The following is a 25,678-nucleotide window of genomic DNA, read 5'->3' as shown; positions in this document are numbered from 1 at the left end:
TCAACGGACGATCTGAGCCGTGCACGACGCGACGATCGGCAGGTTCGAGATCTTCCCGGTCGCGATCGGGCACTACGAAGCCGACGGCCTGCCGGATCTGGACGTCGAGCCGCAGGTGGGCCGGCTGGTCGAGCTGCTGGCGGAGTTCGGCGCCGGGCAGCACCGCTGGCCGGGGCCGGTCGAGCGCCGCGACGGCGACAGTGTGCAGCGCCGGATGCGTGCCTGGGCCGACCGGGACGGCGTCGATTCGTGGCTGTACTGGGTCGGGCACGGCTGGTCGGACGGGCTGGACGCGGCACTGGCGCACTTCGCGAGCCCGGCCGAGGTCGGCACCTTCGGGATCCGGCCGGAGCAGCTGGCCGAGGCGGTGCGCCGCAGGCTCGGGTCGGCCGGCGGGTGGACCGTGGTCGTCGTCGACGCCTGCCAGTCGGCGCGGTTCGTCCAGCTGCTCAACGCCGAACTGGACCGGCATCCGCCCGGGGCCTACGAGGAGCCCGGTGCCGTCCTGCTGGTCGGCGTCGCCGGGCGGGGCGCGACCACGCTCGGCCGGTTCACCGACGCGCTCGCCCGCAGCCTGCACGGCACGTTCCGGGCGGTGCGCACGATCGCGCTGCACGACCTCGCGACGGACCTGCGGCACCAGCTGGGCGGCGGGACCGTCCGGGAGCGTGACGCCGACGGCGCCGCCCTGCAACGGCAGGCGCTGCCGGCCGCGTCGCTGTCGGGGCCGCTGGACACGATCCGGTTCCTCGAGGACGCACTCGACGGTCTCGCCCCGGACGAGCGGCACCACTTCCTGGTCAAGGCGCAGGCCGCGGAACAGGGCGAGGTGTCCTGGTTCTTCGAGGGCCGGGCCGGTGAGCGCCGCGCGGTGGTCCGCTGGCTCGGCACCCACGACACGGGGCTGCTGGTGGTCGGCGGCCCGGCCGGCGCCGGGAAGTCCGCGCTGCTGGGCCACCTGCTCGTCCAGACGCTGCCCGAGGTGCGGGAGGCGCTCGTCCGGCGCGGGCTCATCGACCCGCTGCCGGCCGGTGACCGCCCGCCCGATGAGGTCTTCGACGCCACGATCCACCTCGCCCGCCTCATCGTCGCCCAGGTGCTGGACCGGGTGGCGCAGGGCGCGGGGCTGGGCGCGCCGCCCAGCGCCGCCGACCGCTCCCATGGCCTCGCCAACGACCTGGACTGGCTGGCCGACCGCCTGGCCCGGCGGGACCGCCCGTTCACGGTCCTGATGGACGCGCTGGACGAGTCCGGCGATCCGGTCGGCATCGCGGTGACGCTGGTCCGTCGCATCGCCTCGCTGCCGGGGGTACGGGTCGTGCTCGGCAGCCGGGTGTCGACGAGGGAGGCGCCGGACCACCCGGGACACGGCGACCGCGACATCCTCGACGCTCTCGGCGACGCAGACGTGGTCACGGTGGGGCGTGAGCCGGACGCCGTCCTGCGCTACGTGGAGCGCAGGCTCCGGGAGGCCCGTGACCATCCGCCGCGTGACTTCACCGAGCTGCACCGGCGGCGGCCCGGTGACGACGTCATCCGGCAGACCGCCGAGCGGGTCGCCGGCAACGACCGGGAGTTCCTGTTCGCCAGGCTGGTCGTGCAGGAGCTCATCCAGGACCCGACGCTGCTGACCCCGGGGCGGGCGAGGTCGCTGGAGCGGCTCCTCGCCGGCACGCACCGGCAGCTGTTCGACGTCACGCTGGCGCGCATGGGCCGTACCCACGACGCCTTCGTGCCGCTGATCGAGGCGCTGTCACTGGCCCGCGGGCGCGGGCTGCCGATCGCCGACGGCATCTGGGGCACGATCGCGGACGGGCTGTCGGGCGGTGCCGGCACGTCGCGGGCGGACATCCAGCTGCTGCTGGACCAGACGCCGGCGTATGTGGTGATCGACGTCAGCCACGGGCAGACGGTGTACCGGCTGGCGCACCGCGCCCTGGTGGAGCACTTCGCCGGTGACGGCCAGCCGGACCGGATCCGGCGCGCGGGCCGCGTGCTGCTCGACCTGGCCGGCGGGCACGCACCGCAGGACATGCCCACCTACCTGCGCCACCACCTGCCCGGCCACGTCGCCGCGGCCGGGCAGTGGGCCGACCTGGCCGACCGGCCGCGGATCCTCGACGGGCTGTCGCCGGACGCGGTGACCGCCGAGGCCGTGACCACGCTCTTCGGCCGGGGACCGCTGCCGGTCCCGGTCGCCGGGGTGGTCGCCGCCCGGGCCGACCTGGCCGGTGCGGCGCCCGCCGACCGTGCGGGCCGCAGGCAACTGGCGGCCCTGCTCCATTCCGGCGTCCGCGCGCTGACGGAGGGGCCCGCGCCCTGGGGTGTCCGCGCGGCCACGTTGCCGCGCAGCCCGCTGCACCTGACGATGCCCGGGCATCGCGGCTTCGTGACCGACATCTGCGCGTTCGTGCTCCCGGACGGGCGGCGGCTGCTCGCATCGGCGGGCAACGACGCGACGATCCGGCTGTGGAACACCGCCACCGCGACCCCGGTCGGCAACCCGGTCACCGGGCACACCGGCTCCATCCCCTGCCTCGCCGCGCTGCCCACCCGGTCGGGCAGGGTGCTGCTGATCAGCGCGGGCCAGGCCGGCGACCTGCGGGTGTGGGACGCGCTCAGCGGCCTCCCGGCGACCGGCATGGCGCCGATCGAGGGCGACGGCCCCGTCGCCGCGGTGTGCGGCTGGGAGGAGGCGGACGGCGCCGTGCGGGTGGCCGCCGCCGGGATCGACGGAACCCTGCGGATCTGGGACGCGGAGACCGCGACGATGCTCGCGGCGCCGCTGGCCGCGCACACCGGCAGCGCCTTCGCCCTGTGCGCCTGGACGCAGGACGACGGGGTCCGCGTCGCCACTGCCGGCATGGACGGTCTCCTGCGGATCTGGGACCCGGCAACGGGTTCCGCGGCCGGCGCGCCGCTGTCCGGGCACACCGGCACGGTCTTCGGGGTCTGCCACTGGCCGGGGCCGCAGGGACGCCCGATGCTCGCCAGCGTGGGCACCGACCGGACGGTTCGGCTGTGGGACGCGACCTCCGGCGCGGCGGCCGGTGCGCCGTTGGAGGGGCACACCCGGGCGATCCTCGACATCTGCTCGTGGACCGGGCCGGGCGGCGGGCCGCGGCTGGCCACGGGCGGCGCCGACGGCTCGATCCGGATCTGGGATCCTCTTGCCGGCACGGCCGGGCCGGTCCTCGGCGGCCATTTCGGGCAGGTGTCCGCGCTGACCGCGTGGCAGGGGCCGCACGGCACGCTGCTGGCGACCGCGGGCAGCGACGGTTCGGTGCGGATGTGGGATCCGGCGGCACCTGCCGACGCCGCGGACGATCCCACGGGCAACACCCCGGCGCGGGCCTGCTGCACGTGGACGGGGCCCGGCGGGACACTGCTGGCCGTCGCCTACGACGGGCAGGTGCGGGTGTGGAACCCGTTCGCCGGTACGCCGTGCGGCCCGCCGCTGGTCGGGCACGCCGGCGCGATCTGGGCGGTGTGCGCCTGGGCCGGCCGCCTCGTCACCACCGGGCACGACGGCACCGTGCGGATCTGGGACGCCGAAACGAGATCCCCGCTCGGCGCGCCCCTCACCGGTCACGCCGGCCCGGTGTTCCAGGTCTGCGTCTGGTCCTCGGACCGGCTCGCGACGGTCGGCGAGGACGGTGCCGTGCGGCTCTGGGACCCGGCCGCCGGCACCGAGGTCGCGCCGCCGCTGACGGGGCACGCGGGCCCGGTGTTCGGCGTGTGCTCGTGGACCGGCCCTGGCGCCGCGGTGCGGCTGGCCACCGCCGGTCAGGACGGCACGGTGCGGGTGTGGGATCCGGTCGCCGGGCGGCAGGTCGGCGAGCCGATGACGGGCCACGAGGGCCCGGTCGGCGGGGTGACCGTGTGGCGCGACCGGGACGGCCGGCCCATGCTGGCGACCAATGGCCTCGACGGCACCGTGCGGGTCTGGGATCCCGCCGCCGGTGTCCAGGTGGGCGCGGCGCTCGCCGGTCACAGCGGCGTCGTGCGCGGCGTGCGCCACTGCACCGCCGGCGGCGCGGCGCGCCTGATCAGCCACGGCGACGACATGACGGTGCGGGTCTGGGATCCGCTGACCGCGACGATGCTCGGGCACTGGGCCGCCGGTGACCGCGCCACCATCTCCGCCATGTGCGTCTGGGACTGCGCCGGCGAACCCGTGGTGACCGCCACCAACGAGGACGGCACGGTGCGCACCTGGGACCTCGCCGGCCGCCCGGTCGGCGCCGCCCTCGGCGACTTCCCCCGCTCGATCGAGGCGCTGGCCGGCGCGTTCACCCGCACGGGCGACGGCCGGCTGCGCACCGGGGATCCGGGCCGCGCGGTGCCGGTGGACGCGCCCGTCACCACGATCGCCCCGGCCGGGCCGCTGCTGGCGATCGGCCGGGCCGACGGGCACCTGTCCACAGTGGACTCGGCGGCGTCGGCGGCGGTCACCGTGGGTACGCCGGTGCTGTCCGCGCCGATCACCGCGAGCTGCCCGCTGCCCGGTCTCGTCGCGGTCGGCGGCAGCGACGGGACCGTGGCGATCTGGGATCCCCGGACCGGCCGGACGGTCACCGGCCCCTGGAAGGTCTGCGACGCGCCGGTCCGCGCGCTGTGCGCCCTGCGGACGCCGGACGGCGACCTGCTCGCCGTCGCCGGGCAGGACGGCCTGATCAGGCTCTGGGAGCTCGCGCGGCACCGTCCGTGGGGCGCGCCGCTGCAGGGGCACCGGGGCTGGATCTGGTCGCTCGCGCAGGCCGGGCCGCGACTGGTCTCGGCCGGCGCGGACGGCACGGTCCGCCGCTGGGATCCGCGCACCGCCGCGCCGATCGGCGGGCCCCTGATCGGGCACGAGGACCAGGTCCGCGCGGCCCTGCTGCTCACCACGGCCGGCGGCGGCACCCTGCTGGCATCCGGCGGCCACGATCACCGGGTACGCCTGTGGCACGCGGACAGCGGCGCGCCGGTGCCGGTGACGATCGACGTGGGCCACCCGGTGCACTGCCTGCAGCAGGAATCCGACGACACCCTCTCCGCCGGGACGTCCGCGGGCATCGTGCTGCTCACCCTCGATCGGACACTGTTCACCTAGCCCATCGACATCCCTCAGTGCTAGCCTGAGACATCACTGGGATTGAAAGGTTTCAATAACGCAATCGCTCGCTCCGCTCCGCATCGTGAAGGACACCGCCATGTTCGTTCACGCACGGGCCAAGCTGTGCCTGGCCGCCGCCGTGCTCGCGCTCCCGCCCATCGTCGTGCTGGCCCTGCCCGCCGCCGCGGCGGCCGCGGAGATCGCCGTCGTCGCAGCGCTTCGTGGACACCAACGCCGCGAACGTGCCCGGCTCCATCTGGACGACCGGGTTCGGCGACTGGTGCCCGCCGGATCTCGGCCCGAACGCGAACGGCGGCCAGGGCAACCCGAGCGCCGGCGCGTGCCAGAGCGAAGTGTCCATTGTGAACACCGCGCTGTCGTTCCGCCAGGCGCAGGCGGTCGCGAAGGCCGCCGCCGCGCTGGGCCGGGCCGCCGACGCGACGCGCTACAACCAGCTCGCCGACACCATCAGAGCGGCGTTCAACGCCCGGTTCCTCAACGCCGACGGCGCCAGCTACGGCAGCGGCCGCCAGACGACGAGCGTGCTGCCGCTCGCATTCGGGATGGTGCCGGACGCGAACGTGACCGCGGTCGGCGCCCGCCTCGTCGACACGATCCTCAACCGCAACGGAGGGCACCTCGACACCGGCATCTTCGGTACCCGGTACCTCGTGGACGCCCTCGCCCGCATCGGCCGCGTCGACGTGGCGATGACCGTGCTGGACTCGACGTCGTATCCCGGTTTCGGTTACGAGATCGGCCGGGGCGCGACGACGCCGTGGGAGCAGTGGACGTACGTGTCCAACATGGAGACGCACGACCACGCCATGTTCGCCGGCATCAACGCTTCGCTCTACACGTCTCTCGCCGGCATCCAGCCGACCGGCCCGGGCTACGCCACGCTCGTCGTCGACCCGCGCGTGCCACCGGGGCTGCAGCGCGCCGCCGCGTCGATCGACACGGTGCGCGGCACCGTCGCCAGCTCCTGGACCGTCACCGGCAGGCAGCTCGCGCTGGACGTCACCGTCCCGGTCGGGTCGACGGCCACGGTGCACGTGCCGAACTTCGGCCGCGGCGACGCCACGGCGAGCCCGGCCGGCGCGACCCAGGTGTCGGCGACCGGCGTGGAGACGGTGTACGCGGTCGGCTCCGGCGTCTGGCACTTCACCGGCGCCGTGGCACCGGCCGGCGCGTCCGCGCTGCCGGGCGCCTGGCCGCGGTGCGCGGCGGAGACCGGCACGTGCGCGTTCACGGGCGCCCAGGCGGTGGCCTACGGCGCCGCCGGCCGGTTCGCCTACGCGACGCTGTCCAACGGCACCGCGTGCGGCAACGGCGTGTTCAGCGACCCCGCGCCGAACGTCGCCAAGGCCTGCCATCTCGCCGCTCCCCCACCCGCCGCGGACACCTGGACGCAGTGCGCGACGGAGACCGGCACGTGCGTGTTCGCCGGCACTGCCACGGTCGCCTACGGCGCGGCGGGCCAGTACCGCTACGCCACCCTCACCGGCGGGACGCCCTGCACCAACGCGGTCTTCGGCGACCCGGTCCCCGGCACCGGCAAGGCCTGCCATCTCACCGCCCCGCCGCCGGGGTCCACGATCTGGACGCCGTGTGCCGATGAGACCCGGACGTGCGCGTTCACCGGCACCCGCGAGGTCGCGTTCGGCGCCGCCGGCCGGTACACCTATCGCCGCGTCACCGGCGGCACACCGTGCACGAACGCGGTCTTCGGCGACCCCGTCCCCGGCACCGGCAAGGCCTGCTATGTCCAGTGACCGGCCCGGCACCCCGGCACTGAGCGCCGATTGATCGACCACTGTCATCGCCCGTTTTGTCACCGCGACGCGCCGGGCTCCCGCGTGCCGAAGAAGGCGGCGCTCTCCGCGTCGGCCGGGTAATACGACTCGATCGCGACCTCGTCGAGGGTGATGTCCATCGGCGTGCCGAACGTGGTGATGGTCGAGAACAGCCGCAGCTCACGCCCGCCGACGCGCAGGATCATCGGTATCAGGACGTCGGACTCGACCCGCGGGCCCGGTGCGTCCCGCGGGTCGGACCCGAGCAGCTCCTCGTAGAGCGCGGTGAGCTCGGGGTCCGGCGCGACGGCGAGCTGGCGCCCGATCCGGCTGCGGAACACGGCACGCACGTCGGCCAGGTTGACGACCATCGAGGCGAACCCGCGCGGGTCCAGCCCCAGCCGCACCAGGTTGACCGGCGGCCGCAGCAGCTCGGGCGCCACCTGCGCCAGGAACGGCTCGACGGCGCGGTTGGTCATCACGATGTTCCACCGCCGGTCGAAGACCAGCGCCGGATACGGCTCGTGCGCGCGCAGCACCCTGCGGACCGCGTCCCGCGCCGCCGCCAGCGCGGTGTCGTCCAGGGGGCGCTCCGCGTACCGGGGCGCGAAGCCGCCGGCCAGCAGCAGCCGGTTGCGGTCACGCAGCGGCACGTGCAGCTGCTCCGCGAGCCGCAGGATCATCTCGGCGCTCGGCCTGGACCGGCCGGTCTCGACCAGGCTCACGTGCCGCGCGGAGACGTCCGCGGCGATCGCCAGGTCCAGCTGGCTGACTCCCCGCCGCTGCCGCCAATGCCGTAGCAGTTCCCCGACCGTGTGCACGATCATGCAGCGTACGCATCATCGCGCCGGACGCCATGAAATCCGACTTCATCGACAACGGCACCGCCGCCCGGAAACACTGCGTCCATGACCGACAACAAGGCCATCGTCCAGCGGGCGCTGGCAGAACTGCTCTCGACGGGCGACGTCGACGCGCTCGCCCCGTTCCTGACCGACGACTTCGTCCACCACAGACCCGGCGCCATCACCTCGACCAGGACCGAATGGCTCGCCGCCGTGCGGGCCGCACTGGTGCCCCTCGCCGGCATGCAGGTCGAGATCCACCAGCTGCTCGCCGACGCCGACCACGTCGTGATGTACTCCCTCCGTCGGCTTCCCGGCGCAGGCCCGCAGATCGCGGTCGTCGACATCTGGCGCCTCGACGACGGCCTGATCGCCGAGGCCTGGGAGATCATCGAACCGCTGGCCCAGGTGTCCGCGAACCTGTCGTGGTGGGAGACCGCTCAGCGCTCACCGGGCTCCGTCAGTCGTTGACGAGGCCGCGGTGCAGCGACCGCAGCGACTGGGCGAGCAGCCGCGACACGTGGATCTGAGACGTGGCGCATCGTGTAACACCATCGTGTCGCTTGCTCCGGGCTTGCCGAGGACCTGCCGTCCGTGGACGCCTACGCTGTGAGCGTGTCCGACGAGGAGAACCGGCCCGCCCGGATCGATGATGTGCACGAGTTGGCGGCTGGCATGCCGCATGTCACGGTCGAGTACGGGACCGGCGACAATCCGGTGTACCAGGTGGGCGGGAAGTCGTTCGTGTTCTTCCGCAACCCGCGGCCGGACGCGGTGGACCCCGGCACCGGGGAGCGCTACCAGGACGTGATCGTCTTCTGGGTCGAGTCCGAGGCGGACAAGCAGGCGCTGGTGCAGGACGAGGCGTCGCCGTTCTTCACCACCGCGCACTTCAACGGCCACCCGTCGGTGCTTCTGCGTGGCAGCCGGATCGGGGAGCTGACCCGCGCCGAGCTGGCCGAGGTCGTGCAGGACGCATGGCTGTCCCGGGCGTCGGCGCGCCGCGCAGCGGCCTGGCTCAGCGCCCACCGCGACGTGTGATCACCGCCCGCGGGCGCGGCCCCCTCAATGGTGCAGCCGATGCAGGGTGGCGGGGATGCCGAGGTCGTCGACGGCGAGGTTGGTCGTGCGCGGGTGTTCCCGGGCAGCGAGCGCGGACAGGACGTGACCCGGTGGCACCTGCACGGTGGTGGTGATGCCGAGCTCCGGCATGAGGCGCACGATGTCGTGCCAGCGGACCGGGTGCTGGACGGCCTGTGCGAGGTCGTCGAGGACCGCGTCGGTGGCGTGCGCGAGGCGCCGGCCGGTGGTGTTGGTGAAGTAGGCGCGGCGCTGCTCGCCGTGGGTCTCGCGGGCGAGCGCATCGGCGACGGCGCGGGCGGTGCCGGCCTGCAGCGGGCCGTGTGAGGCGACGTCGACGGCGAGGTCGATGAGGTCGCGGGCGCCCGCCGCCGGCGCGCGGCGCCGCAGCGCGTCGAGGCCGGCGCGGGTGCCGGCCACCACGATCTGGTCGGCGGCGTTGACGTTCGCGATCCACAGTGGATCGTCGCATGTGGACAGCTCGTCGACGAGCCGTTGTACGCCGGGACGCCCGAGTCCGCGGACGGCGGCCATCGACCAGCTGCCGTGTGCGCACGCGCGTTGCATCGCGGCGCCGCGGACCTGGAGCACCCGCAGGGCCGCGGGCAGGTCGAGGACCCCGGCGAGGACGGCGGCGCCGAATGCCCCGGCGGAGTGCCCGGCGACCGCGCCCGCCTGCAGGCCGTGGTCGTCGACGAGCGCCCGGGCGGTCGCGACCCCGGCGACCAGCAGGGCGAGCTGGGTGCCCGTCGTCGACGGCGTCGCGGTGTCCACTGTGGACAGCAACGGCCGGGCCTCGGCAACCGTCCGCGCCGCCGCCGGCGAGGATGGCAGCCGCCGCAGCATCCCGGGCTGCTGCGAGCCCTGCCCGGGGAACAGCAGTGCGGTGCTCACGTGGCGCGGAACCCGGCGGGGTCGACGAGGCAGGCACCGCCGGCGGTGCGCAGGATGACACGGTCGGCGCCGGTGGCCAGCTCCGCGAGCGCGACCGCCCCGGCCGTGGTCTCGACCAGGCAGTCGACCCGCGCGGGGAGCACCGGGAACGCGTCGAGGAGTGCGGCGGCCCAGCCGGTGCCGGGCAGGGCCTCGCAGCGCACGACGACGTCGAGGTCGCTCGCCGGGGTCGTGGTCGGCCGCCCCGTGGCCAGCTCGAACCCGACCCCGCCGACCGGGCCCCAGTCGTGGCCGAGCGCGTCGAGGGTCGGGACGATCGCGCGCAAGGCCGCGAGCGCCGGCGTCCGGTCGGCGGAGACGTCCGCAGGGGCCTGAGCCGCTCCGGGCGGACGACGCGCAGCACGGCACCCACGGGAACCCGCGCGGCGTGCCGCTGATGGCGGGCCGGGCCCCGGACCCCGACGGCGACGTAGCCGGCAGGGGCGGTGCCGCGGCGCACCACCGCCCAGGGCGTGCCGGCGACGGACTCGGCCACCCAGGCCGGATCGGCACCGGTCAGCACCGCGCCGGGGTCGGCGAGCCGCACGAGGTCGTGGGTGCGGGTGGCGGTCATCGCCGGGTCCACTGGTCGGCGAGGGTGTCACGGACGGCCCTGGACGCCTTGCGGACGGTCCTGGCCTGGTCGGAGTCGAGACGGTTGGACAGGTCGGTGGGGCCGGTGCGGGCGCGGCCCGCGGCGTCGTGGATCGCCTGCGCGACGCCCCGCACGTCCGCGGCGGTGGGATGGTCGGCGTCGGTGACGGGCAGCAGGCCGTCGCAGAAGCCGAGGGTCGCCCACTGCCGCACGTCGTAGGACAGCGGCGGGACGGACTTCGCGAGCTCGTCGAGCTGCGCGAGGGTGCGCCGGGTGATGATGGCGGCGGCCTGCTTGTGCATGGCGTGGATCTCCACGCCGGGCGCGTCGAGGGCGAGGATCTGCGACGCCTGCAGGCCGTGGGCGAGGAACCCGCCGGACAGGGCCTGGCCGACGACGAGCGTGACGAGCGGGTGACCGGCGACGCGGGCGGCGTCGGCGGCGTCGACGGCGGCAGCGATCGCCTGGTACAGCCCGGTCATCTCCTCGATGCGGCCGTACGCCTGGCTGGGCAGGTCGACGACGGCGACGATCGCGCGGCGCGAGGCCCGGCCGGCGTCCTCGGCGACGACGGCCCGCAGCGTGCGGGCGAGGGCCGCGCACTCGGTGACGCCGACCTGCCCCTGCCTGGCCCGGTAGTACGGGTTGCCCGGGTCGGGGACGACCGCGAGATATGTGGCGTCCTGAGTGTCGGCGCGCAGGACCGAGCCGATGACGGGCTGCGGCGCCGACCCGGCCAGGGCGGCGATCCAGGTCCGCCCGCGTTCGCTGGGCCGCATCGTGGTCCGGGTGCCGCCGCCGGCATGAGGATGCCCGTCCGGTGCCTTGGCGCCGGGAACGCTGTAGGTGTCACCCCACAGCTGCGGCAGCAGCCCGGGCGCTGGTGGCGCCGCGGGATCGATGGTGGCGAGACGGGCGTCGAGGACGTCGAGGCGTTCGCTGCGGTGCCGGCCGGGCGCCGTGACACCGGCGGCCACGGCGGCGCGGACCGCGTCGCGCAGCGCGCCGGCGTCGTCGATGACGAGGGTGTCGGCGAGGCCGGTCCGCCGCCGTTGCGCGCCGCCGTCGACGGCCCAGATGACGTCGTGGTCGGCGGCGTCGAACTCCTCGGCGCCGGCCTCCTGCTCGATGACGGCGGGGCCGTTGAGCCCGATGCGCGCCTCGGGGGTGACGATCACGCGGGTGCACAGGCCGGTGGCGATGCTCAGGCCGCCGAACGAGCCGACCGTCCCGGCGACCACCCCGATCACGGGTGCGAGCGGGCGCAGCTCCAGCAGCGCGGCGCAGATCTCGGCGACCGCGTTGAGGCCCAGGTTGGCCTCCTGCAGCCGGACCCCGCCGGTCTCCAGCAGCAGCACGGCGGGCGTGGGGGTGCCGGCACGGCTGTCGGCGGCGGCGAGCCGCAGCGCCTGGGCGATCTTCGCGCCGGACACCTCGCCGACGCCGCCGCCCTGGAACGCCTGCTCGATGGAGATGACGACGCACGGCGCGCCGCCGGCGGTACCGCGGGCGATGACGACGCCGTCGTCGGCCTGGGGTGTCACGTCCTGCGGTGCCAGCCACGGCGATTCGAGGCGTTCGAACGGGCCGCACAGCACGTGGGCGGTGCCGTCGTCGAGCAGCGCCCCGGCGCGGGCGAGCGCGTCGAGCTCCAGGAAGCTGCGGCGGTGCAGCACGCGCTGCCAGTCGGCGGCGGATCCGGCGGTGGCCGCGCCGAGCGCCTGCGTCGTCGTGGTCATGATCCCTCCTCGCGGTGGCCGGCGGCGTGGGCGGCCTGCTGCAGCCGCAGCGTGACGAGGGCCGGGGTGGCGGCCGCGTCGTTGAGCTCCCAGGTGCCCTGGACCGGGGTACGGGCGAAGAACCGTTGCAGGGTGCTGCGCCAGACCTCGTCGAACCCCTCCACGCTCGTCCGGACCCGAACGTTCGCGGTGTCGCCAGCGCCCGCGGTGGCCGGTTCGAAGAGGACCTCGAGGTCGCCGGAGCCGACGACGCCGACGTGGGCGCGCTCGGCGGCGCGGATCGTCGCCGGGAACGTGAAGTGCAGCGTGCGCATGTCAACGGGTCCCTTCCGCGCAGGGCCCTGCGGCCGCGTCGAGGAAGACGGCGGCGGCGAGGACGTCGCCGCTGCCGCCGGGTGACAGGCCGCGGCGCCGGCAGAGCAGGTCGAGCCGGTCGAGGGCGGCGGCCCCGGCGGTCGTGCCGGATCCGCCGGCGTCCAGTACCGCGGCCGCACCGTCACGCACGGCCCGCAGCCCCGCGGGTCCGGCCCGGTGCAGCAGGCACGTGTCCTCCAGGCGGCGCATCGAGGCGAGCAGCGCGTCGGTGCGGCCGGCGGCGCGCAGCACCGGCAGCGCCACCCGGACCGTGTGCGGAAAGCCCCGTCGGGCCTCGCCCGCGGCGCCCGACGCGGTAGCGCAGCCGGACCCGGGCGCCGTGCGACACCGCCGGGCCGCCGGCCGCGGGATCGTCGAGGGCGGCCAGCCGCGCCGCGAACCGCGCCGCACCGGCGACCGTGCCGGCGGCGGCGAGTCCTGCGGCGAGCAGGCCAAGGGCCCACAGGGCGCCGCGGTGGGTGTTCACGCCGCCGGTCGCCTCCAGCATCCGCCGCTCGCCGTCCCGGCCGATCGCGCCGATCACGGCCCGCAGGTCCCGGCCCGGCGGCAACGCCTGCGCCGCCTCCGCACACGCCGCGATCGCCGGTGCGAGGACGTCCGCCGACGCGAGGAGCATCGGCAGGGTCATGTCGCGGTGCGCGCCGCCGCCCCGCCGGTCCACCAGCCCGGGTTTCGGCGTGTGCAGCGCCTCCTCGCGCAGCGCCTGCCCGGCGAGACGACCCAGCAGGCCGGGCGCGAAGGCGGTTTCGGCAGCGATGCTCATCGGTCCCCCCGTTCACCAGTTCCGGAACTGCGCCGGCGGGTCGTACAGGCCGCCGGACCAGGCGACCAGGTCGCCGATGCTGCGGGCGGCGAGCAGCGACCGGTCCGCGAGGGACGGGTCGACCTTCAGGTCCTGCGGGAGCGCGACGAGCCCGTCGCGGCGCAGCCGGTCGACCCCGGCCGGGTCGGCGGTGCGCCCGAGCGCCGTGACCCCGGCGATGGCCGCGAGGGCCTCCTTGCGGTCTTCCAGGGACGGCGCCCTGTACAGGTACGCGACGCCCTCCTCGGTGACGACGTGACTGACGTCGTCGCCGTAGATCATCACCGGCGGGACCGGCATGCCCGCGCCCTCGCCGACCTCGACCGCGTCGAGGGACTCGACGAACGTCGGCGTGCCGCTGGACTGGAACGTCTCGGCGATCTGCACGACGAGCTTGCGGCCGCGCAGGTCCGCGGCGTCGCCGTGCTGCAGGTCCAGCCAGGCGGGAGTGGCGTGCCGGCGGCCGTGCGGGTCGTGCCCCATGTTCGGCGCGCCGCCGAACCCGGACAGCCGGCCCTCGGTCACCGTGGACGAGTTGCCCCGCGCGTCCATCTGCAGCGTCGAGCCGATGAACATGTCGATCGCGTACTGCCCGGCCAGCTGGCACAGCACCCGGTTCGAGCGCAGCGAACCGTCGGCGCCGGTGAAGAACACGTCGGGTCGTTCGGCCACGTACCGGTTCATGCCGGACTCGCCGCCGAAGCAGTGCACCGACTCGACCCAGCCGGACTCGATCGCCGGGATGAGCGTCGGATGCGGGTTCAGGGTCCAGTTGCGGCAGATCCTGCCCTTCAGCCCGAGCTGCTCGCCGTACGTGGGCAGGATGAGCTCGATCGCGGCGGTGCTGAACCCGACGCCGTGGTTGAGCGACACGACCTGGTGCCGTTCGTAGACGCCGCGCAGCGCGATCATCGCCTGCAGGATCTGCACCGGGCCGATCGCCTTCGGGTCGCGGGTGAACAGCGGCTCCAGGAAGAACGGCCGGTCGGCCCGCACGACCAGGTCGACCCAGTCACCCGGGATGTCCACCCGCGGCAGCTGCCCGGTCGGCACGACCTCATCGGCCTGCACGACGACGACCCCGTCGTGGAACGCGGTCGCCTCGGCGATCGTCGGCGTGTCCTCGGTGTTGGGCCCGGTGTACAGGTTGCCGTCCTGGTCCGCCGCCGACGCGCACAGCAGCGCGACGTCCGGCCGCAGGTCCACGAGCATCCGCGCGTACAGCTCCACGTAGGTGTGGATCGCGCCGATGGCCACCGTGCCGTCCTCGACCAGCTGCGCCATCCGCACGCTCTGCGGTCCCGCGTACGCCAGGTCCAGCCTCGAGGCAAGGCCCTGCTCGAACAGGTCGAGGTGCTCGCCGCGCGACACCGACCCGATCAGCATGTGCAGGTCGTGCAGCCGGCCCGGGTCGCAGCCGGCCAGGGTCCTGGACAGGAAGTCGGCCTGCTTCTGGTTGTCACCCTCCAGTGCCACCGTGTCGCCCGGGTGGATGACGGTCTCCAGCACCTGCCGCAGCTCCTCGGGCCGGATCAGCTTGCCGTCGGTGTGCTCCGCGGCGGCGGCGACCCGTTGGCGCTTGGCGGTGCGTCGCTTGTCCCAGACTGTCTGGCTCATCGGCTTCCCGCCCATCAGGGGACTCCGTGCGTAGGTCTCCCACCGTACTGCGCGGATCCCGTTGCGCCACAACGGATCCGGGCAGTGTTTGATGCCGCCGATCCGGGGCAGCGGCCGCGGGTGTACGTGTCGATCCCGCTCGGCGACTGGGACCGTCCCGACGACCCGGCCACCACCCGGCTGCTCACCCGCAGCGGCGTGCACGGCGCCCCGGTCGCCGCCGACGCGCCGCTGCGCCGGCTGGCCGGCCGCCTCGAAGCGGCCGGCAACCCCGCCGGCGTCGGCGCCGTCGCCGAGCGGCTCGCCGGGCACGGCCTGGTCGCCGTCCTCGGCGCCGCCGTGCGCGCCGGCAGCCTTGCCGTGTTCACCGCCGAGCTCCGCCGCGCGCCGGCCGCGACCGACGGGCCGCGGCTCATCGAGATCCCACAACGCCGACCCGCGGGAGACCAGTCATGAGCACCTCGACCATCGGAGACTTCCTGCTGCGTCGCCTGCGGGAGGCCGGCATCGGGCACGTGTTCGGCGTGCCCGGCGACTACAACCTGGAGCTGCTGCAGCAGCTGGAGGACGGCAAGGAGCTCGCCTGGATCGGCACCTGCAACGAGCTCAATGCGGCCTACGCGGCCGACGGCGCCGCACGCCTGCACGGCCTCGCCGCGCTCGTCGTCACCAACGGCGTCGGCGCGCTCAGTGCCATCAACGGCATCGCCGGCGCCTACAGCGAACACGTCCCCGTCATCTGCATCTGCGGGTCGCCGCCGATGCGCTCCACCGGGCAGGGCCGCCTCATGCACCACACCCTCGCCGACGGCGGCGGCCCCGACGCATTCCTGCGCTGCTTCGCCGAGGTCACGGCCGCGCAGGCGCGGCTGACCCCGCAGAACGCCGCCGCCGAGATCGACCGGATCATCCTGACGGCCCGGCAGCGCAAGCTCCCGGTCTACCTGGAGGTACCCTCCGACATCGCGTACCTCACGATCCAGGTCCCCGACCAGCCGCTGATGCTCACCACCCCGGCCAGCGACCCGGAACGCCTCGACGCCTGCACCGCCGCCCTGGTCCACCGGCTGCGCACCGCGCAGGCCCCGGCGATCCTCGCCGACCTGGATGCGGACCGCTTCGGCGTGGCCGCGGACGTCGCCGCCCTCGCCTCACGGCTGCAAGCGCCCGTGGCGGTGCTCAACACCGCGAAGTCCGTCATCGACGAGCATCACCCGCTGTTCGCCGGCGTGTACACCGGCGGCGGCAGCCCGCCCGACGTCCGCGCCGCCGTGGAGGACAGCGACTGCCTGCTGACCATCGGGTACCGCCGCGTCGACAGCACCTCCGGCTTCTTCACCGACACCCTGCCGCCGGACGCCGTCCACCTGCACGCCTGGTCCGCCGACGTCGGCGACACCACCTTCCAGGCGGTCGCGCTCGCCGATCTGCTGCCGTCCCTCGTCAAGCGGTTGCCGGAGCGTCCCGAAGCGTCGTTCTCGCATCCGGTACCCCGTCAGAACCCGCCGGCGGGCGAGCTGACGCAGGCAGGCTACTGGCGGACGATCCAGCGGTTCCTGCGCCCCGGCGACGTGCTGCTCGCCGAGGACGGCACGTCCAGCGCCGGCGCGACCGGCCTGCGCCTGCCCCCGGAGTGCACCTTCGTCACCCAGGCCGTCTGGGGCTCGATCGGCTACACGCTCGGCGCGCTGCTGGGCACGCTGACCGCCGCCCCGCACCGCCGCCAGCTGCTGTTCATCGGCGACGGCTCCTTCCAGCTCACCGCCCAGGAACTGTCCACGATCCTCCGCCACGGCCACAAGCCCTACATCTTCCTCATCAACAACGCCGGCTACACGATCGAACGCGCGATCCTCGGCCGGCACGCCGCGTACAACGACGTCGCGAACTGGGCGTACGCCGACCTGCCGAAGGTCCTCGCGCCGGACACGCCCTCGACGTCGTTCGTCGTGCGCACCGTCGAGGAGCTCGACGCCGCCCTCGCCGCCGAACACGACGGCCTGGTCTTCATCGAGGCCGTCATGGCAGCCGACGACGCCCCGCCGAACCTGATCCACGGCGGCCACGCCTTCGCCGACCTCGACTACGGCCCCCGCGGCCCCCAACACCGCCCCGACGCCCAACTCTGACCCGGCGGGCTGTTCGGCCGGCCGCTCCGAACACCGCCGGACGGCCGCCGCCCTCACCGCCAACTCCCAGTTCACCGGCCCTGTCGCCGGGCATTTCCGTCCGGCTTCGTTCGACGCCGGTGCCGGACAGCACCACCGTGGGCTCTGCTCGGAGTGTCCACGGGAGACCGGCCGGCTCCCCCACACACCCGACACCACCGGGGAGCCACCATGCAGCAGCCGTCCAACCACCCCACCTGGCGTTCGAAGCTGACCCTCGCCGTCGTCGCGGCCGCCGTCTCCGGCGCCGTCCGCGCCGTCGTCGCCTGGGTTCTGCAGGACTGAACGCCGCGACGTACCGGGCACGGCGGTGTCGTATGCTCGGCGGCCATGCGACACCGCCAGGTTCTCGGCTGGATCCTCCCAGTGCTCATCTCCGTGGCGGTCGCCGTCTATGCCGGCGGAGTCGTGACCGGGCGCTGGGACGCGAACCCGGCCATCGGCGAGGACGCCAAGGCGGCGCCGTTTCCCGAGTCGACCGACCCGGAGCAGCGCAAGGCGAGGAAGGAGCTGTGCCCGCTCATCGAACGGCCCGAGGTGTACGGGCTCGTCGAGCAACCGGCGACGTTCAAGGGCAGCGGGACCTCGTACCTGCGCGAGAGCGACTGGCACGAGTGCACGGTGACGCTGCAGAGCAGCGGGCTGCGGCTGGCCGTCGCGCACGACCGCACCAGCATCGCGGAGTATCAGCGGCTGTTCCCGGAGGCGCAGCCGCGCACCGTGCTCGGCCGGCCCGCGCTGTGGACGGCCGGGCCCTCGCTGATCGTGAACTCGCCGTGGAAGGAGTCGTCACTGCTGGTGGCGTGGGACAGTGCGGACTCCGGCGGGATGGTCGAGGTCACCATCCTCCGGGCGGCGCTCGACCCTCGGGACGAGGGCACGCTGACCCGGATCGTCGAGGGGGCCGCGCCGGCGCTACCCGGCTGGCCGGCCTGAACGGCTCGGCGCCTCACCACCAGTAGTTGTCCTGCGGCGTGTAGCCGGCCTCGAGGTCGGCGATCTCGGCGTCGGTGAGTGTGAGCTCCAATGCGGCCACCGCGTCACGCAGGTGGTGCGGCTTGGTCGCGCCCACGATCGGGCAGGAGACGACCGGTTTGGCCAGCACCCAGGCCAGGGCGACCTGCGCCATCGGCACGTCACGGGCCTCGGCGACCCGCTGGACCGCATCGACGACCGGCTGGTCGACGTCGCGGTCGAACGCCTGGGCGACGGTGTCCGACGAGGACCGCACGGTCTGGGCGCCCCACGGCCGCGCCGCCCGTCCCTTCGCGAGCGGCGAGTACGGGGTGAGGCCGACGCCCTGGTCGAGGCACATCGGAATCATGTCCCGCTCCTCCTCCCGTTTCAGGACGTTGTACTGGTCCTGCATCGCCACGAACGGCGTCCATCCGCCCAGCACCGCGACGTGTTGCAGCTTCGCGAACTGCCAGGCCCACATCGACGAGGCCCCGAGGTAGCGCACCTTGCCGGCCTGCACCAGCGCGTGCAGGGTTGCCATGGTCTCCTCGACCGGTGTCCCGGGGTCGAAACGGTGGATGTAGTACACGTCGATGTAGTCGGTACCCAGCCGCCGCAGCGACGCGTCCACCTGCTCCATGACGGCCTTGCGGGACAGGCCGCTGCCGCCGGGTCCGTCGTGCATCTTCCCGCTGACCTTGGTCGCGAGCACGATGTCGTCGCGGCGGGAGAACCTGGTGATCGCACGCCCGACGAACTCCTCCGAGGTGCCGCCCTGGTACACGTTCGCGGTGTCCCAGAAGGTCACGCCGAGTTCGACGGCCTGCCGGAAGAACGGCGCGGCGGCGTCCTCGTCCAGCGTCCATCGGTGCAGGCCGGTGGCCGCGACGCCGTAGCTCATGCAGCCCAGCCCGATGCGGCTCACCTGCAGACCGGTCCTGCCCAGCCGGGTGTACTGCAACGCGCTGTCCTTCCGCCGGGACGAGACTGTCGATGACGGGCACCACGCCCAGCGTGCAGCGTCGCACATCGGGTTCACGAGCGCGCGGAAACCAGGACGGTTCCGGCGGCAACCATCGGCGGCGGCGCACGCGTCTTGGGTGTCGCGGGACTGACGGGACACGACGACGGGCTGACTCTTGGACGAGATCGAGGACTTCGACGCGTTTGTGCGGGGCAGGACTCCGGCGCTCATGCGGTCGGCGTTCCTGCTGACCGGCGATCAGCACCTGGCCGAGGATCTCGTGCAGGCGAGTCTGGCCCGGACCCACCAGCACTGGCGTCGCCTGGACAGCCGCAGCAACGCCGAGGCGTACACCCGCCGGGTCATGTATCACCTGCAGGTGTCGTGGTGGCGCCGGCGCCGGGTGCCGGAGTGGTCAACGGCGCAGGTGCCGGAGCCCAGGCGGCACGTGCCCGACCAGGCCGACGCCAGTGACCTGCGGGTCGTCATGCGGGGGGCGCTGGCGCGGCTGCCGGTGCGGCAGCGGGCGGTGCTGGTGCTGCGCTACTTCGAGGACCTGACCGAGGCCGAGACCGCCGAGACGCTGGGGGTGTCGGTCGGGACGGTCAAGTCACAGACGTTCAAAGCCCTGTCGCGGCTGCGCGACCTCGCGCCGGAACTGGCCGGCCACCCCTCGGCAATCGGAGGACGCGATGACCGGCATCGATGATGATCTGGTACGGGGTACGCTGCGGCACCTCGCCGACGACGTGGAGCTGCGTGACCTGCGGCCCCAGGTGCTGCGCACGTCGCGGCGGCTGACCGTCCGGCGCCGGGTGACCGCCACGACCGCGGTCGCGGTGCTGCTGGTGTCCGGCGGGGTGGCCCTGCACGGCGCCGGGCCCGGCGGGCGCGACACCGTGCTGCCCGGCATCAGCGCCGGCCCGGCATCGCAGGCCCCCCCGACCGGGAGCCCGGCGCCGCTGCCCGGGTCCACCGGGCAGGCCAACGCCAGCACGAAGATCGGCACGGTGTACTTCGTCGAGGACGGCGACGCGGTGCCGCAGGACGTCCTGCGGCTGGTGTCCTGGACGCCGGGGCAGACGCAGGTCACGGCCCTGCGGACGCTACCGCGCAGCGCGTGGCGCAGCGTCAACGTCGCCCCCGACGGCCGTTCGGTGAGCTGGGTCGAGGGTGACACGGGGCCGCTGCACGTGGCGGACCTGCGCGCCGGTGGGCAGGAGACGGTCATCCCGGACCTGACCGTCGACGGGCTGCTGCTGGAGCCCGTCTGGGCCCGCGACTCCAAGCACCTGCTCGTCCGCTCCACAGCCGGCAAGGCCGGCGTCGTCGACGTCGACCGGCGCACGTTCACCCCGCTCGGCACGAACCTGCCGGCGGACGCCCGCCACGCCGCCTACGCCGCGGACGGGTCGAGCATCGCGTTCGTCACCGCCGCCGGTGCCGTCGTCGTGGTCAAACCCGACGGCTCCGGGCAGCGCGCGGTGCCCGGGCTGGACAAGCTCCCGCTCAACGGCCGGCGGATCACGGGCGTCCAGAGCCTGTCCGTCGGGTACGGCGACGTCCACGGCCAGTGGGTCCACCTGTACGCGGCCACACCCGACCGGGCCGGCGACGACGGGCGCTCACTGCTGAGCAACCTCACGGTGAACACCCTCGAGGGCCGACAGGTCAGCGAGGCCGGCGGGATCGGGGAGTTCGAGGACTTCCAGTCGACGTTCCGCAACTATCCGGGCCTCGGCAACTCCGCCCAGCTCCTGTGGCGGATCGGCACCCCGGCCGAGTTCGCCCTGAAGGGCCCGAACGGTGAGTTCCTCGACGGCAGCGAACCCCCGGCGGCGCTGCGGCACTACCGGATGCTCAACGTCTGACGGCCCCGCACCAGATCCCGCTTCCCGGCCCGCGGGCACCCCCGCCCGCGGGTGACCCACCCTGCACGCATCCAAGGACGGACATGGCCATCAGGGGCGACACGCAGTACCAGTCCGAGGTTCTGGAGGATCTCAGCGACGCGGCCAACTACCGGCGGTGGCTGAGCGACCTGGTCCGGCCGTACCTCGGCGACGACCCGATCGAGGTGGGCGCCGGTCTCGGGCTGCACGCACGGGACTGGCTGGAGCACACGGCCCGGCTGACGGTCGCCGAGGGCGACGAGGAGCGGCTGGCGCGGCTGCGTGCCGAGTTCGCCGGCGACCCCGGCGTCCGCGTCCGGCACCTGCTGCTGCCGGCGGCGGAGACCGGCGAGCACAGCTCGGTCGTCGCGCTCAACGTGCTGGAGCACATCACCGAGGACGTGGCGGCGCTGCGCAGCATGGCGGCGCTGCTGCGCCCCGGCGGCGCGACCGTGCTCATCGTCCCGGCGTTCCAGTCCGCGATGAGCGCGTTCGACCACCGCGTCGGCCACGTCCGGCGCTACACCCTGCAGAGTCTCGCCGCCTCGCTGTCGGGCGCCGGGCTGCACATCGAGCAGCTGCGGTACGTCAACCCGATGGGGCTGCTCGCCTGGTACGTCCTCTGCCGCGGCCTGGGCCGGTTCCCGTCGAACGGCGCGGTGCTGCGCACCTACGACCGGCTGGTCGTCCCGCTCGTCCGGCGGGCGGACCGCCACCGCGCGCCCTTCGGCCAGTCGGTGTTCGCCGTCGCCCGCCGGACGGCCGCGGACCGCACCCCCTAACGATGCTCCTCCCGCTCGGCGACCCGCGCCTCCCGGTTGGGGGCACCACCTCGGACGCTACGTCACAAGGATGGCGGTTCGAGACCGATCTCGCGCACCCCGGCCCAGTCCGCCGGCTGTGCTCTCGAGGAGCGGGCCACGGTCGAGTTCGCCCTCGTTCGGGCACAACTGCGGTGTGCGATGGACGGCATACTGACGGCGTCCGGCTGGACCGGAGACGGACATGCGTTCATCGCCCAATTGGCCGGACACGTCAACGACCTCGGCAACGTCCCCGTACCGATCGCGGTCGGGATGTCTGCCGAGCGGCGACTGGAGGATCTGCGAACCGCATGGGAGCACCAGAACGGCAGACCAGCACGGCAGTGATGTCACCCGGAAGGGATGCGGCCTCAACACCGGAAGGAAGTCCGTGAGCACGTACTCGTTCGACGGTCTGCATCACACGCAGTTGGCGATCCCGCCGGGTGCCGAGGATCGGATCCGGGCGTTCTACGGCGGTGTCCTCGGGATGGTGGAGGTGGAGAAGCCGGCGGTCCTCGCTGCCCGTGGGGGTTGCTGGTTCCGCAGTGGTGCCCTGGAGCTGCACTTCGGGGTCGAGCAGGACTTCGTCGCGGCCCGCAAGGCGCATCCCGGGCTGCTGGTCACCGGCCTCGACACCCTGGCGGAGCGGCTGACCGGGGCCGGCGTCGAGGTGGACTGGGACGACAACTTCCCTGGTCATCGCCGTTTCTACGCCGTCGACCCGCTGGGCAACCGGCTGGAGTTCCTGGAGCCGGAGCCAGTCTGAGCCAAACTGAGCCACATTGGGTTGCACGTGGCACCACACCGTGCCATAGTGGTGCCATGAACCTGAGCCCGTATGTGGCTGCTCTCGGTCGGGAGCTGCTGACCGCCGTGGAGACCGGTGGTGACGACGCCGCGGTGGTCGAGCGGTTGACCGCGTCGATGGAATCAGCGATCCGGCTCGCCTTGCTCGAGGCGCTGTCGGCCGCCGCCGACGAGATCACCAGGGAGCTGGCGCCCGGCTCGGTCCAGGTGCTCCTGCGCGGGCGTGACCCGGAGTTCGTCGTGACACCGCACCAGGTGGAGCGGCCGCGCGAGGACGCCGGCGACCGGGGCGCGGCGCCCGCCGACGACGTCGCGGGGTTCGAGGACGGCGCCACGACGCGCATCAACGTCCGCCTCCCGGACAAGCTCAAGGCCGCCGTCGAGGAGGCGGCCGCCAGGGAGGGCCGGTCGGTCAACGCGTGGCTGGTGCGGGCCGCCTCGACCGCGCTGCGCTCCTCGGAGCGCGACCACGGCACCGAGCGGCGCGCCAAGGCCGGCTCGCAGCACTACACCGGCTGGGCGCGCTGACCGGGCCGCCCAGGCCCAACGCCCCCACCTGCGGGGATCTTCTTCCGACTCACTTTGAGGGGACCACCATGCCTGTTTTCGCCACCCCCGGACCGATCTCCGTCACGATCGACCTGTCCGTCGGCAACGTGCGGCTCGTCGCGAGCGACCGCGCCGACACCGTCGTCGAGGTGCGGCCCAGCGACGCGTCCGACGACTCGGACGTGCAGGCCGCGCAGCAGACCCGCGTCGAATACGCCGACGGCACGCTGACCGTGCGCGGGCCGCGGTCGCGGGTGTTCGACTTCTCCAAGAAGACCAGGTCGGTCGCCGTGGTCGTGGAGCTTCCCACCGGCTCCGCCGTGCACGGCGACGTGACCGCCGGGGACGTCCACAGCACCGGCGTGCTCGGCGAGTGCCGGTTCAAGGCGTCCGTCGGGCACGCGCGGCTCGGCCGGACCGGCCCGCTGCGCCTGAACACCACCGGCCACATCACGGTCGAGGGGATCGCCGGCGACGCCGACGTCTCCAACGGCAGCGGGCGGATCGAGCTCGGCGACATCGGCGGAGCCGCGGTCATCAAGAACTCCAACGGCGACATCACCGTCGGCGCCGTCGCCGGCCAGCTGCGCGCGCGGACGGCCAACGGCAGCATCTCCGTCGACCGGGCCGGCGCGGCGGTGGAGGCCAAGTCCTCCAACGGTTCCATCCGCGTCGGCGAGGTCTCGCGCGACACGGTCACGCTGGACACCGCGACCGGTGACCTGGAGGTCGGCGTCGCCACCGGCACCGCCGCATGGCTGGACCTGAAGACCGGCTACGGGCAGGTCCGCAACGCCCTGGACGACATCGGCCAGGGACCGCAGAAGTCCGAGCAGACCGTCGAGGTCCGCGCACACACCTCCTTCGGCGACATCACCGTCCGACGATCGTGAAAGGGAGCCTCCCATGAACCAGCCCGCCATCACGGCGACCGGGCTGCGCAGGTCGTTCGGCGACCACGTCGTGCTCGACGGCATCGACCTGAACGTCCCGCGGGGCACCGTCTTCTCACTGCTCGGCGCGAACGGCGCGGGCAAGACCACCACCGTCAAGATCCTGTCGACGCTGATCCGCGCCGACGGCGGCAGCGCCCGGGTCGCCGGGCACGACCCGGCCACCGAGCCCGACGCGGTGCGCGCCGCGATCGGCGTCACCGGCCAGTTCTCCGCGGTCGACAACCTGATGACCGGCCGGGAGAACCTGACCCTCATGGCCGACCTGCACCACCTGGGCCGGGCCGCGGGCAGGCGCCGGGTCGCCGAGCTGCTCGACCAGTTCGACCTGGCCGACGCGGCCAGGAAACCGGCCTCGACCTACTCCGGCGGCATGCGCCGGCGGCTCGACCTCGCGATGACCCTGGTCGGCACGCCCCAGGTCATCTTCCTCGACGAGCCGACCACCGGGCTGGACCCGCGCAGCCGCCGCGGCATGTGGCAGATCGTGCGGGACCTCGTCGCCGGTGGCGTCACCATCTTCCTCACCACGCAGTACCTCGACGAGGCCGACGAGCTCGCCGACCGCATCGCGGTGCTGGACCACGGCAGGATCGTCGCCGAGGGCACCGCCGACGATCTCAAGCGCCGCATCTCCGGCGGCCATGTCCTGCTGCGCTTCGCCGGGCCGGCGCACCTCGAGGCCGCCGCGCGTGCCGTGGGCCAGCCGTCCCTCGACAGCGACGCGCTCGCCCTGCGGGTGCCGCACGACGGCAGCCTCCGCGCGCTGAAGGCGCTGATCGACCGGCTCGACGAGCACGCGGTCCAGGTCGACTCGCTCAGCGTGCACACCCCCGACCTCGACGACGTCTTCCTCGCCCTCACCGGCAACCCCGACACCGGGAAGGTGGCCACGCGATGAGCACCATGTCCTACGCACTCACCGACTCCGCGACGATGCTGCGCCGCAACCTCACGCGGATGGTGCGCTACCCGTCGATGACGGTGATGCTCGTCGCGATGCCGATCATCTTCCTGCTGCTGTTCGTCTACGTCTTCGGCGGCACGCTGGGCGCCGGCATCGGCGGCCCCTCCGGCGGGCGGGCGGGCTACGTCAACTACGTCACCCCCGCCATCATCCTGATGACGATCGCCGCCGCGGTGCAGGGCACCACCATCTCGGTCGCCATGGACATGACCGAGGGCATCGTCGACCGGTTCCGCACCATGGCGATCGCCCGCGTCTCCATCCTCACCGGGCACGTGCTGGGCAGCCTCATCCAGACGATGCTCAGCATCACGGTGATCATCGGCGTCGCGCTGCTCATCGGGTTCCGGCCGTCGGCCGGCCCCGTCGAGTGGCTCGCCCTCACCGGCGTCCTGCTGATGATGGCCTTCGCCTTCATCTGGCTGTCGGTCGCCCTGGGCCTGGCCAGCAGGACCGTCGAGTCGTCCAGCAACGTCGGGCTGCCCCTGGTCCTGCTGCCGTTCCTCGGCAGCGGGTTCGTCCCGACCGACTCGATGCCCACCGCGCTGCGCTGGTTCGCCGAGTACCAGCCCTTCACCCCGCTCATCGAGACCATCCGCGGCCTGCTGATGGGCACCGCCATCGGCAACAGCGCCGCCATCGCCGTCGGCTGGTGCGTCGTCATCGCCCTCGGCGGCTACCTCTGGTCGAGGAAGCTGTTCAACCGTGAGTCCACCCGATAACCCATGGACACCA

24 protein-coding genes and 1 pseudogene are annotated in these 25,678 nt (G+C 73.8%); 16 read left to right on the top strand and 9 right to left on the bottom strand.

All coding sequences use genetic code 11. The annotated features are described in order from the left end of the window. Positions 1-19 precede the first annotated feature (19 nt). A complete protein-coding gene (locus tag OHA72_RS39070; protein WP_327001105.1) occupies positions 20-5,095 on the top strand; it encodes a hypothetical protein in 5,076 nt (1,691 codons plus the stop codon). A gap of 52 nt (positions 5,096-5,147) precedes the next feature. Here the strand turns inward: OHA72_RS39070 and OHA72_RS39065 are convergent, their stop codons facing one another. Further along, entirely contained in the window at positions 5,148-5,459 is a 312-nt protein-coding gene (locus OHA72_RS39065) for a hypothetical protein (protein WP_327011967.1), read from the bottom strand. Here OHA72_RS39065 and OHA72_RS39060 point away from each other — a divergent pair. Then, positions 5,341-6,873: an alpha-L-rhamnosidase-related protein gene (locus OHA72_RS39060; protein ID WP_327011749.1), complete on the top strand. Its 1,533-nt coding sequence runs from the start codon at positions 5,341-5,343 to the stop codon at positions 6,871-6,873. The two genes, OHA72_RS39065 and OHA72_RS39060, sit on opposite strands and share 119 nt — an antisense overlap. A gap of 59 nt (positions 6,874-6,932) precedes the next feature. On the opposite strand, the gene OHA72_RS39055 is transcribed toward OHA72_RS39060, so the two are convergent. Next, entirely contained in the window at positions 6,933-7,721 is a 789-nt protein-coding gene (locus OHA72_RS39055; protein WP_327001104.1) for a helix-turn-helix domain-containing protein, read from the bottom strand. Between the two features lie 81 nt (positions 7,722-7,802). Here OHA72_RS39055 and OHA72_RS39050 point away from each other — a divergent pair, with 81 nt between their 5' ends. Beyond that, complete coding sequence (locus OHA72_RS39050) at positions 7,803-8,210, top strand: nuclear transport factor 2 family protein (RefSeq protein ID WP_327001103.1); 408 nt, start codon at positions 7,803-7,805, stop codon at positions 8,208-8,210. Positions 8,211-8,354: 144 nt separating this feature from the next. After that, complete coding sequence (locus tag OHA72_RS39045) at positions 8,355-8,780, top strand: MmcQ/YjbR family DNA-binding protein (protein ID WP_327001102.1); 426 nt, start codon at positions 8,355-8,357, stop codon at positions 8,778-8,780. 24 nt (positions 8,781-8,804) lie between these two features. On the opposite strand, the gene OHA72_RS39040 is transcribed toward OHA72_RS39045, so the two are convergent. The 6 genes and pseudogenes from OHA72_RS39040 to mdcA form a co-directional block, all read right to left on the bottom strand. Continuing rightward, positions 8,805-9,713 (bottom strand): ACP S-malonyltransferase, encoded by a 909-nt coding sequence (locus OHA72_RS39040; protein ID WP_327001101.1) that lies wholly within the window; start codon positions 9,711-9,713, stop codon positions 8,805-8,807. Then, positions 9,710-10,039, bottom strand: coding sequence for a phosphoribosyl-dephospho-CoA transferase MdcG domain-containing protein (locus OHA72_RS39035; RefSeq protein ID WP_327001100.1), 330 nt, complete (start codon positions 10,037-10,039; stop codon positions 9,710-9,712). Before OHA72_RS39035 ends, OHA72_RS39040 begins: the two co-directional genes overlap by 4 nt. A gap of 283 nt (positions 10,040-10,322) precedes the next feature. Next, positions 10,323-12,086 (bottom strand): biotin-independent malonate decarboxylase subunit beta, encoded by a 1,764-nt coding sequence (locus OHA72_RS39030; protein ID WP_327001099.1) that lies wholly within the window; start codon positions 12,084-12,086, stop codon positions 10,323-10,325. Beyond that, positions 12,083-12,400, bottom strand: coding sequence for a malonate decarboxylase acyl carrier protein (mdcC, locus tag OHA72_RS39025; protein ID WP_327001098.1), 318 nt, complete (start codon positions 12,398-12,400; stop codon positions 12,083-12,085). The genes OHA72_RS39030 and mdcC overlap by 4 nt, the downstream gene beginning before the upstream one ends. Position 12,401: 1 nt before the next feature. Beyond that, positions 12,402-13,224 (bottom strand): annotated as a pseudogene (locus OHA72_RS39020) (triphosphoribosyl-dephospho-CoA synthase). A 12-nt stretch (positions 13,225-13,236) separates the two neighbouring features. After that, a complete protein-coding gene (mdcA, locus tag OHA72_RS39015; RefSeq protein ID WP_327001097.1) occupies positions 13,237-14,880 on the bottom strand; it encodes a malonate decarboxylase subunit alpha in 1,644 nt (547 codons plus the stop codon). An 84-nt stretch (positions 14,881-14,964) separates the two neighbouring features. Here mdcA and OHA72_RS39010 point away from each other — a divergent pair, with 84 nt between their 5' ends. The 3 genes from OHA72_RS39010 to OHA72_RS39000 all read left to right on the top strand — a co-directional run bounded on the left by OHA72_RS39010 (position 14,965) and on the right by OHA72_RS39000 (position 17,984). Next, positions 14,965-15,336, top strand: a complete 372-nt coding sequence (locus OHA72_RS39010; RefSeq protein ID WP_327001096.1) for a hypothetical protein — start codon at positions 14,965-14,967, stop codon at positions 15,334-15,336. Beyond that, entirely contained in the window at positions 15,333-17,009 is a 1,677-nt protein-coding gene (locus tag OHA72_RS39005; protein ID WP_327001095.1) for an alpha-keto acid decarboxylase family protein, read from the top strand. The genes OHA72_RS39010 and OHA72_RS39005 overlap by 4 nt, the downstream gene beginning before the upstream one ends. A 369-nt stretch (positions 17,010-17,378) precedes the next feature. Continuing rightward, on the top strand, positions 17,379-17,984 hold the full coding sequence (locus OHA72_RS39000; RefSeq protein ID WP_327001094.1) for a hypothetical protein: 606 nt from the start codon (positions 17,379-17,381) through the stop codon (positions 17,982-17,984). 13 nt (positions 17,985-17,997) lie between these two features. Here the strand turns inward: OHA72_RS39000 and OHA72_RS38995 are convergent, their stop codons facing one another. Beyond that, complete coding sequence (locus tag OHA72_RS38995) at positions 17,998-18,966, bottom strand: aldo/keto reductase (protein ID WP_327001093.1); 969 nt, start codon at positions 18,964-18,966, stop codon at positions 17,998-18,000. A 232-nt stretch (positions 18,967-19,198) separates the two neighbouring features. On the opposite strand from OHA72_RS38995, the gene OHA72_RS38990 reads away from it, so the two are divergent. From OHA72_RS38990 to OHA72_RS38950, 9 genes are all read left to right on the top strand, one after another. Then, complete coding sequence (locus tag OHA72_RS38990; protein WP_442788763.1) at positions 19,199-19,678, top strand: SigE family RNA polymerase sigma factor; 480 nt, start codon at positions 19,199-19,201, stop codon at positions 19,676-19,678. Beyond that, complete coding sequence (locus OHA72_RS38985) at positions 19,662-20,840, top strand: hypothetical protein (protein ID WP_327001091.1); 1,179 nt, start codon at positions 19,662-19,664, stop codon at positions 20,838-20,840. Before OHA72_RS38990 ends, OHA72_RS38985 begins: the two co-directional genes overlap by 17 nt. Before the next feature lie 83 nt (positions 20,841-20,923). Then, the gene (locus tag OHA72_RS38980; RefSeq protein WP_327001090.1) at positions 20,924-21,643 is read left to right on the top strand and encodes a class I SAM-dependent methyltransferase; all 720 of its coding nucleotides are present in this window, start codon (positions 20,924-20,926) and stop codon (positions 21,641-21,643) included. A 180-nt stretch (positions 21,644-21,823) separates the two neighbouring features. Beyond that, positions 21,824-22,012 (top strand): hypothetical protein, encoded by a 189-nt coding sequence (locus tag OHA72_RS38975; protein ID WP_327001089.1) that lies wholly within the window; start codon positions 21,824-21,826, stop codon positions 22,010-22,012. Positions 22,013-22,055: 43 nt separating this feature from the next. After that, positions 22,056-22,433, top strand: a complete 378-nt coding sequence (locus OHA72_RS38970; protein WP_327001088.1) for a VOC family protein — start codon at positions 22,056-22,058, stop codon at positions 22,431-22,433. A gap of 56 nt (positions 22,434-22,489) precedes the next feature. Continuing rightward, the gene (locus OHA72_RS38965; RefSeq protein ID WP_327001087.1) at positions 22,490-23,002 is read left to right on the top strand and encodes a YlcI/YnfO family protein; all 513 of its coding nucleotides are present in this window, start codon (positions 22,490-22,492) and stop codon (positions 23,000-23,002) included. A gap of 68 nt (positions 23,003-23,070) precedes the next feature. Then, entirely contained in the window at positions 23,071-23,916 is an 846-nt protein-coding gene (locus OHA72_RS38960) for a DUF4097 family beta strand repeat-containing protein (RefSeq protein ID WP_327001086.1), read from the top strand. 13 nt (positions 23,917-23,929) lie between these two features. After that, a complete protein-coding gene (locus OHA72_RS38955) occupies positions 23,930-24,877 on the top strand; it encodes an ATP-binding cassette domain-containing protein (protein WP_327001085.1) in 948 nt (315 codons plus the stop codon). Further along, positions 24,874-25,665: an ABC transporter permease gene (locus OHA72_RS38950; RefSeq protein ID WP_327001084.1), complete on the top strand. Its 792-nt coding sequence runs from the start codon at positions 24,874-24,876 to the stop codon at positions 25,663-25,665. The genes OHA72_RS38955 and OHA72_RS38950 overlap by 4 nt, the downstream gene beginning before the upstream one ends. Positions 25,666-25,678 lie beyond the last annotated feature (13 nt).

The organism is Dactylosporangium sp. NBC_01737 (genome assembly GCF_035963215.1).
GTDB lineage: Bacteria > Actinomycetota > Actinomycetes > Mycobacteriales > Micromonosporaceae > Dactylosporangium.
Note: the sequence above shows the minus strand (reverse complement) of the source record. Positions and strands in the feature narration are given on the sequence as shown.

Bases quoted from the DNA above. Each gene is read 5' to 3' on its own strand.
- OHA72_RS39065 (WP_327011967.1), bottom strand. From the start codon at position 5,459: ATGGACACTTCGCTCTGGCACGCGCCGGCGCTCGGGTTGCCCTGGCCG.
- OHA72_RS39055 (WP_327001104.1), bottom strand. From the start codon at position 7,721: ATGATCGTGCACACGGTCGGGGAACTGCTACGGCATTGGCGGCAGCGG.
- OHA72_RS39050 (WP_327001103.1), top strand. From the start codon at position 7,803: ATGACCGACAACAAGGCCATCGTCCAGCGGGCGCTGGCAGAACTGCTC.
- OHA72_RS39030 (WP_327001099.1), bottom strand. From the start codon at position 12,086: ATGACCACGACGACGCAGGCGCTCGGCGCGGCCACCGCCGGATCCGCC.
- mdcC (WP_327001098.1), bottom strand. From the start codon at position 12,400: ATGCGCACGCTGCACTTCACGTTCCCGGCGACGATCCGCGCCGCCGAG.
- mdcA (WP_327001097.1), bottom strand. From the start codon at position 14,880: ATGAGCCAGACAGTCTGGGACAAGCGACGCACCGCCAAGCGCCAACGG.
- OHA72_RS39005 (WP_327001095.1), top strand. From the start codon at position 15,333: ATGAGCACCTCGACCATCGGAGACTTCCTGCTGCGTCGCCTGCGGGAG.
- OHA72_RS39000 (WP_327001094.1), top strand. From the start codon at position 17,379: ATGCGACACCGCCAGGTTCTCGGCTGGATCCTCCCAGTGCTCATCTCC.
- OHA72_RS38990 (WP_442788763.1), top strand. From the start codon at position 19,199: ATGCGGTCGGCGTTCCTGCTGACCGGCGATCAGCACCTGGCCGAGGAT.
- OHA72_RS38985 (WP_327001091.1), top strand. From the start codon at position 19,662: ATGACCGGCATCGATGATGATCTGGTACGGGGTACGCTGCGGCACCTC.
- OHA72_RS38980 (WP_327001090.1), top strand. From the start codon at position 20,924: ATGGCCATCAGGGGCGACACGCAGTACCAGTCCGAGGTTCTGGAGGAT.
- OHA72_RS38975 (WP_327001089.1), top strand. From the start codon at position 21,824: ATGGACGGCATACTGACGGCGTCCGGCTGGACCGGAGACGGACATGCG.
- OHA72_RS38965 (WP_327001087.1), top strand. From the start codon at position 22,490: ATGAACCTGAGCCCGTATGTGGCTGCTCTCGGTCGGGAGCTGCTGACC.
- OHA72_RS38960 (WP_327001086.1), top strand. From the start codon at position 23,071: ATGCCTGTTTTCGCCACCCCCGGACCGATCTCCGTCACGATCGACCTG.
- OHA72_RS38955 (WP_327001085.1), top strand. From the start codon at position 23,930: ATGAACCAGCCCGCCATCACGGCGACCGGGCTGCGCAGGTCGTTCGGC.
- OHA72_RS38950 (WP_327001084.1), top strand. From the start codon at position 24,874: ATGAGCACCATGTCCTACGCACTCACCGACTCCGCGACGATGCTGCGC.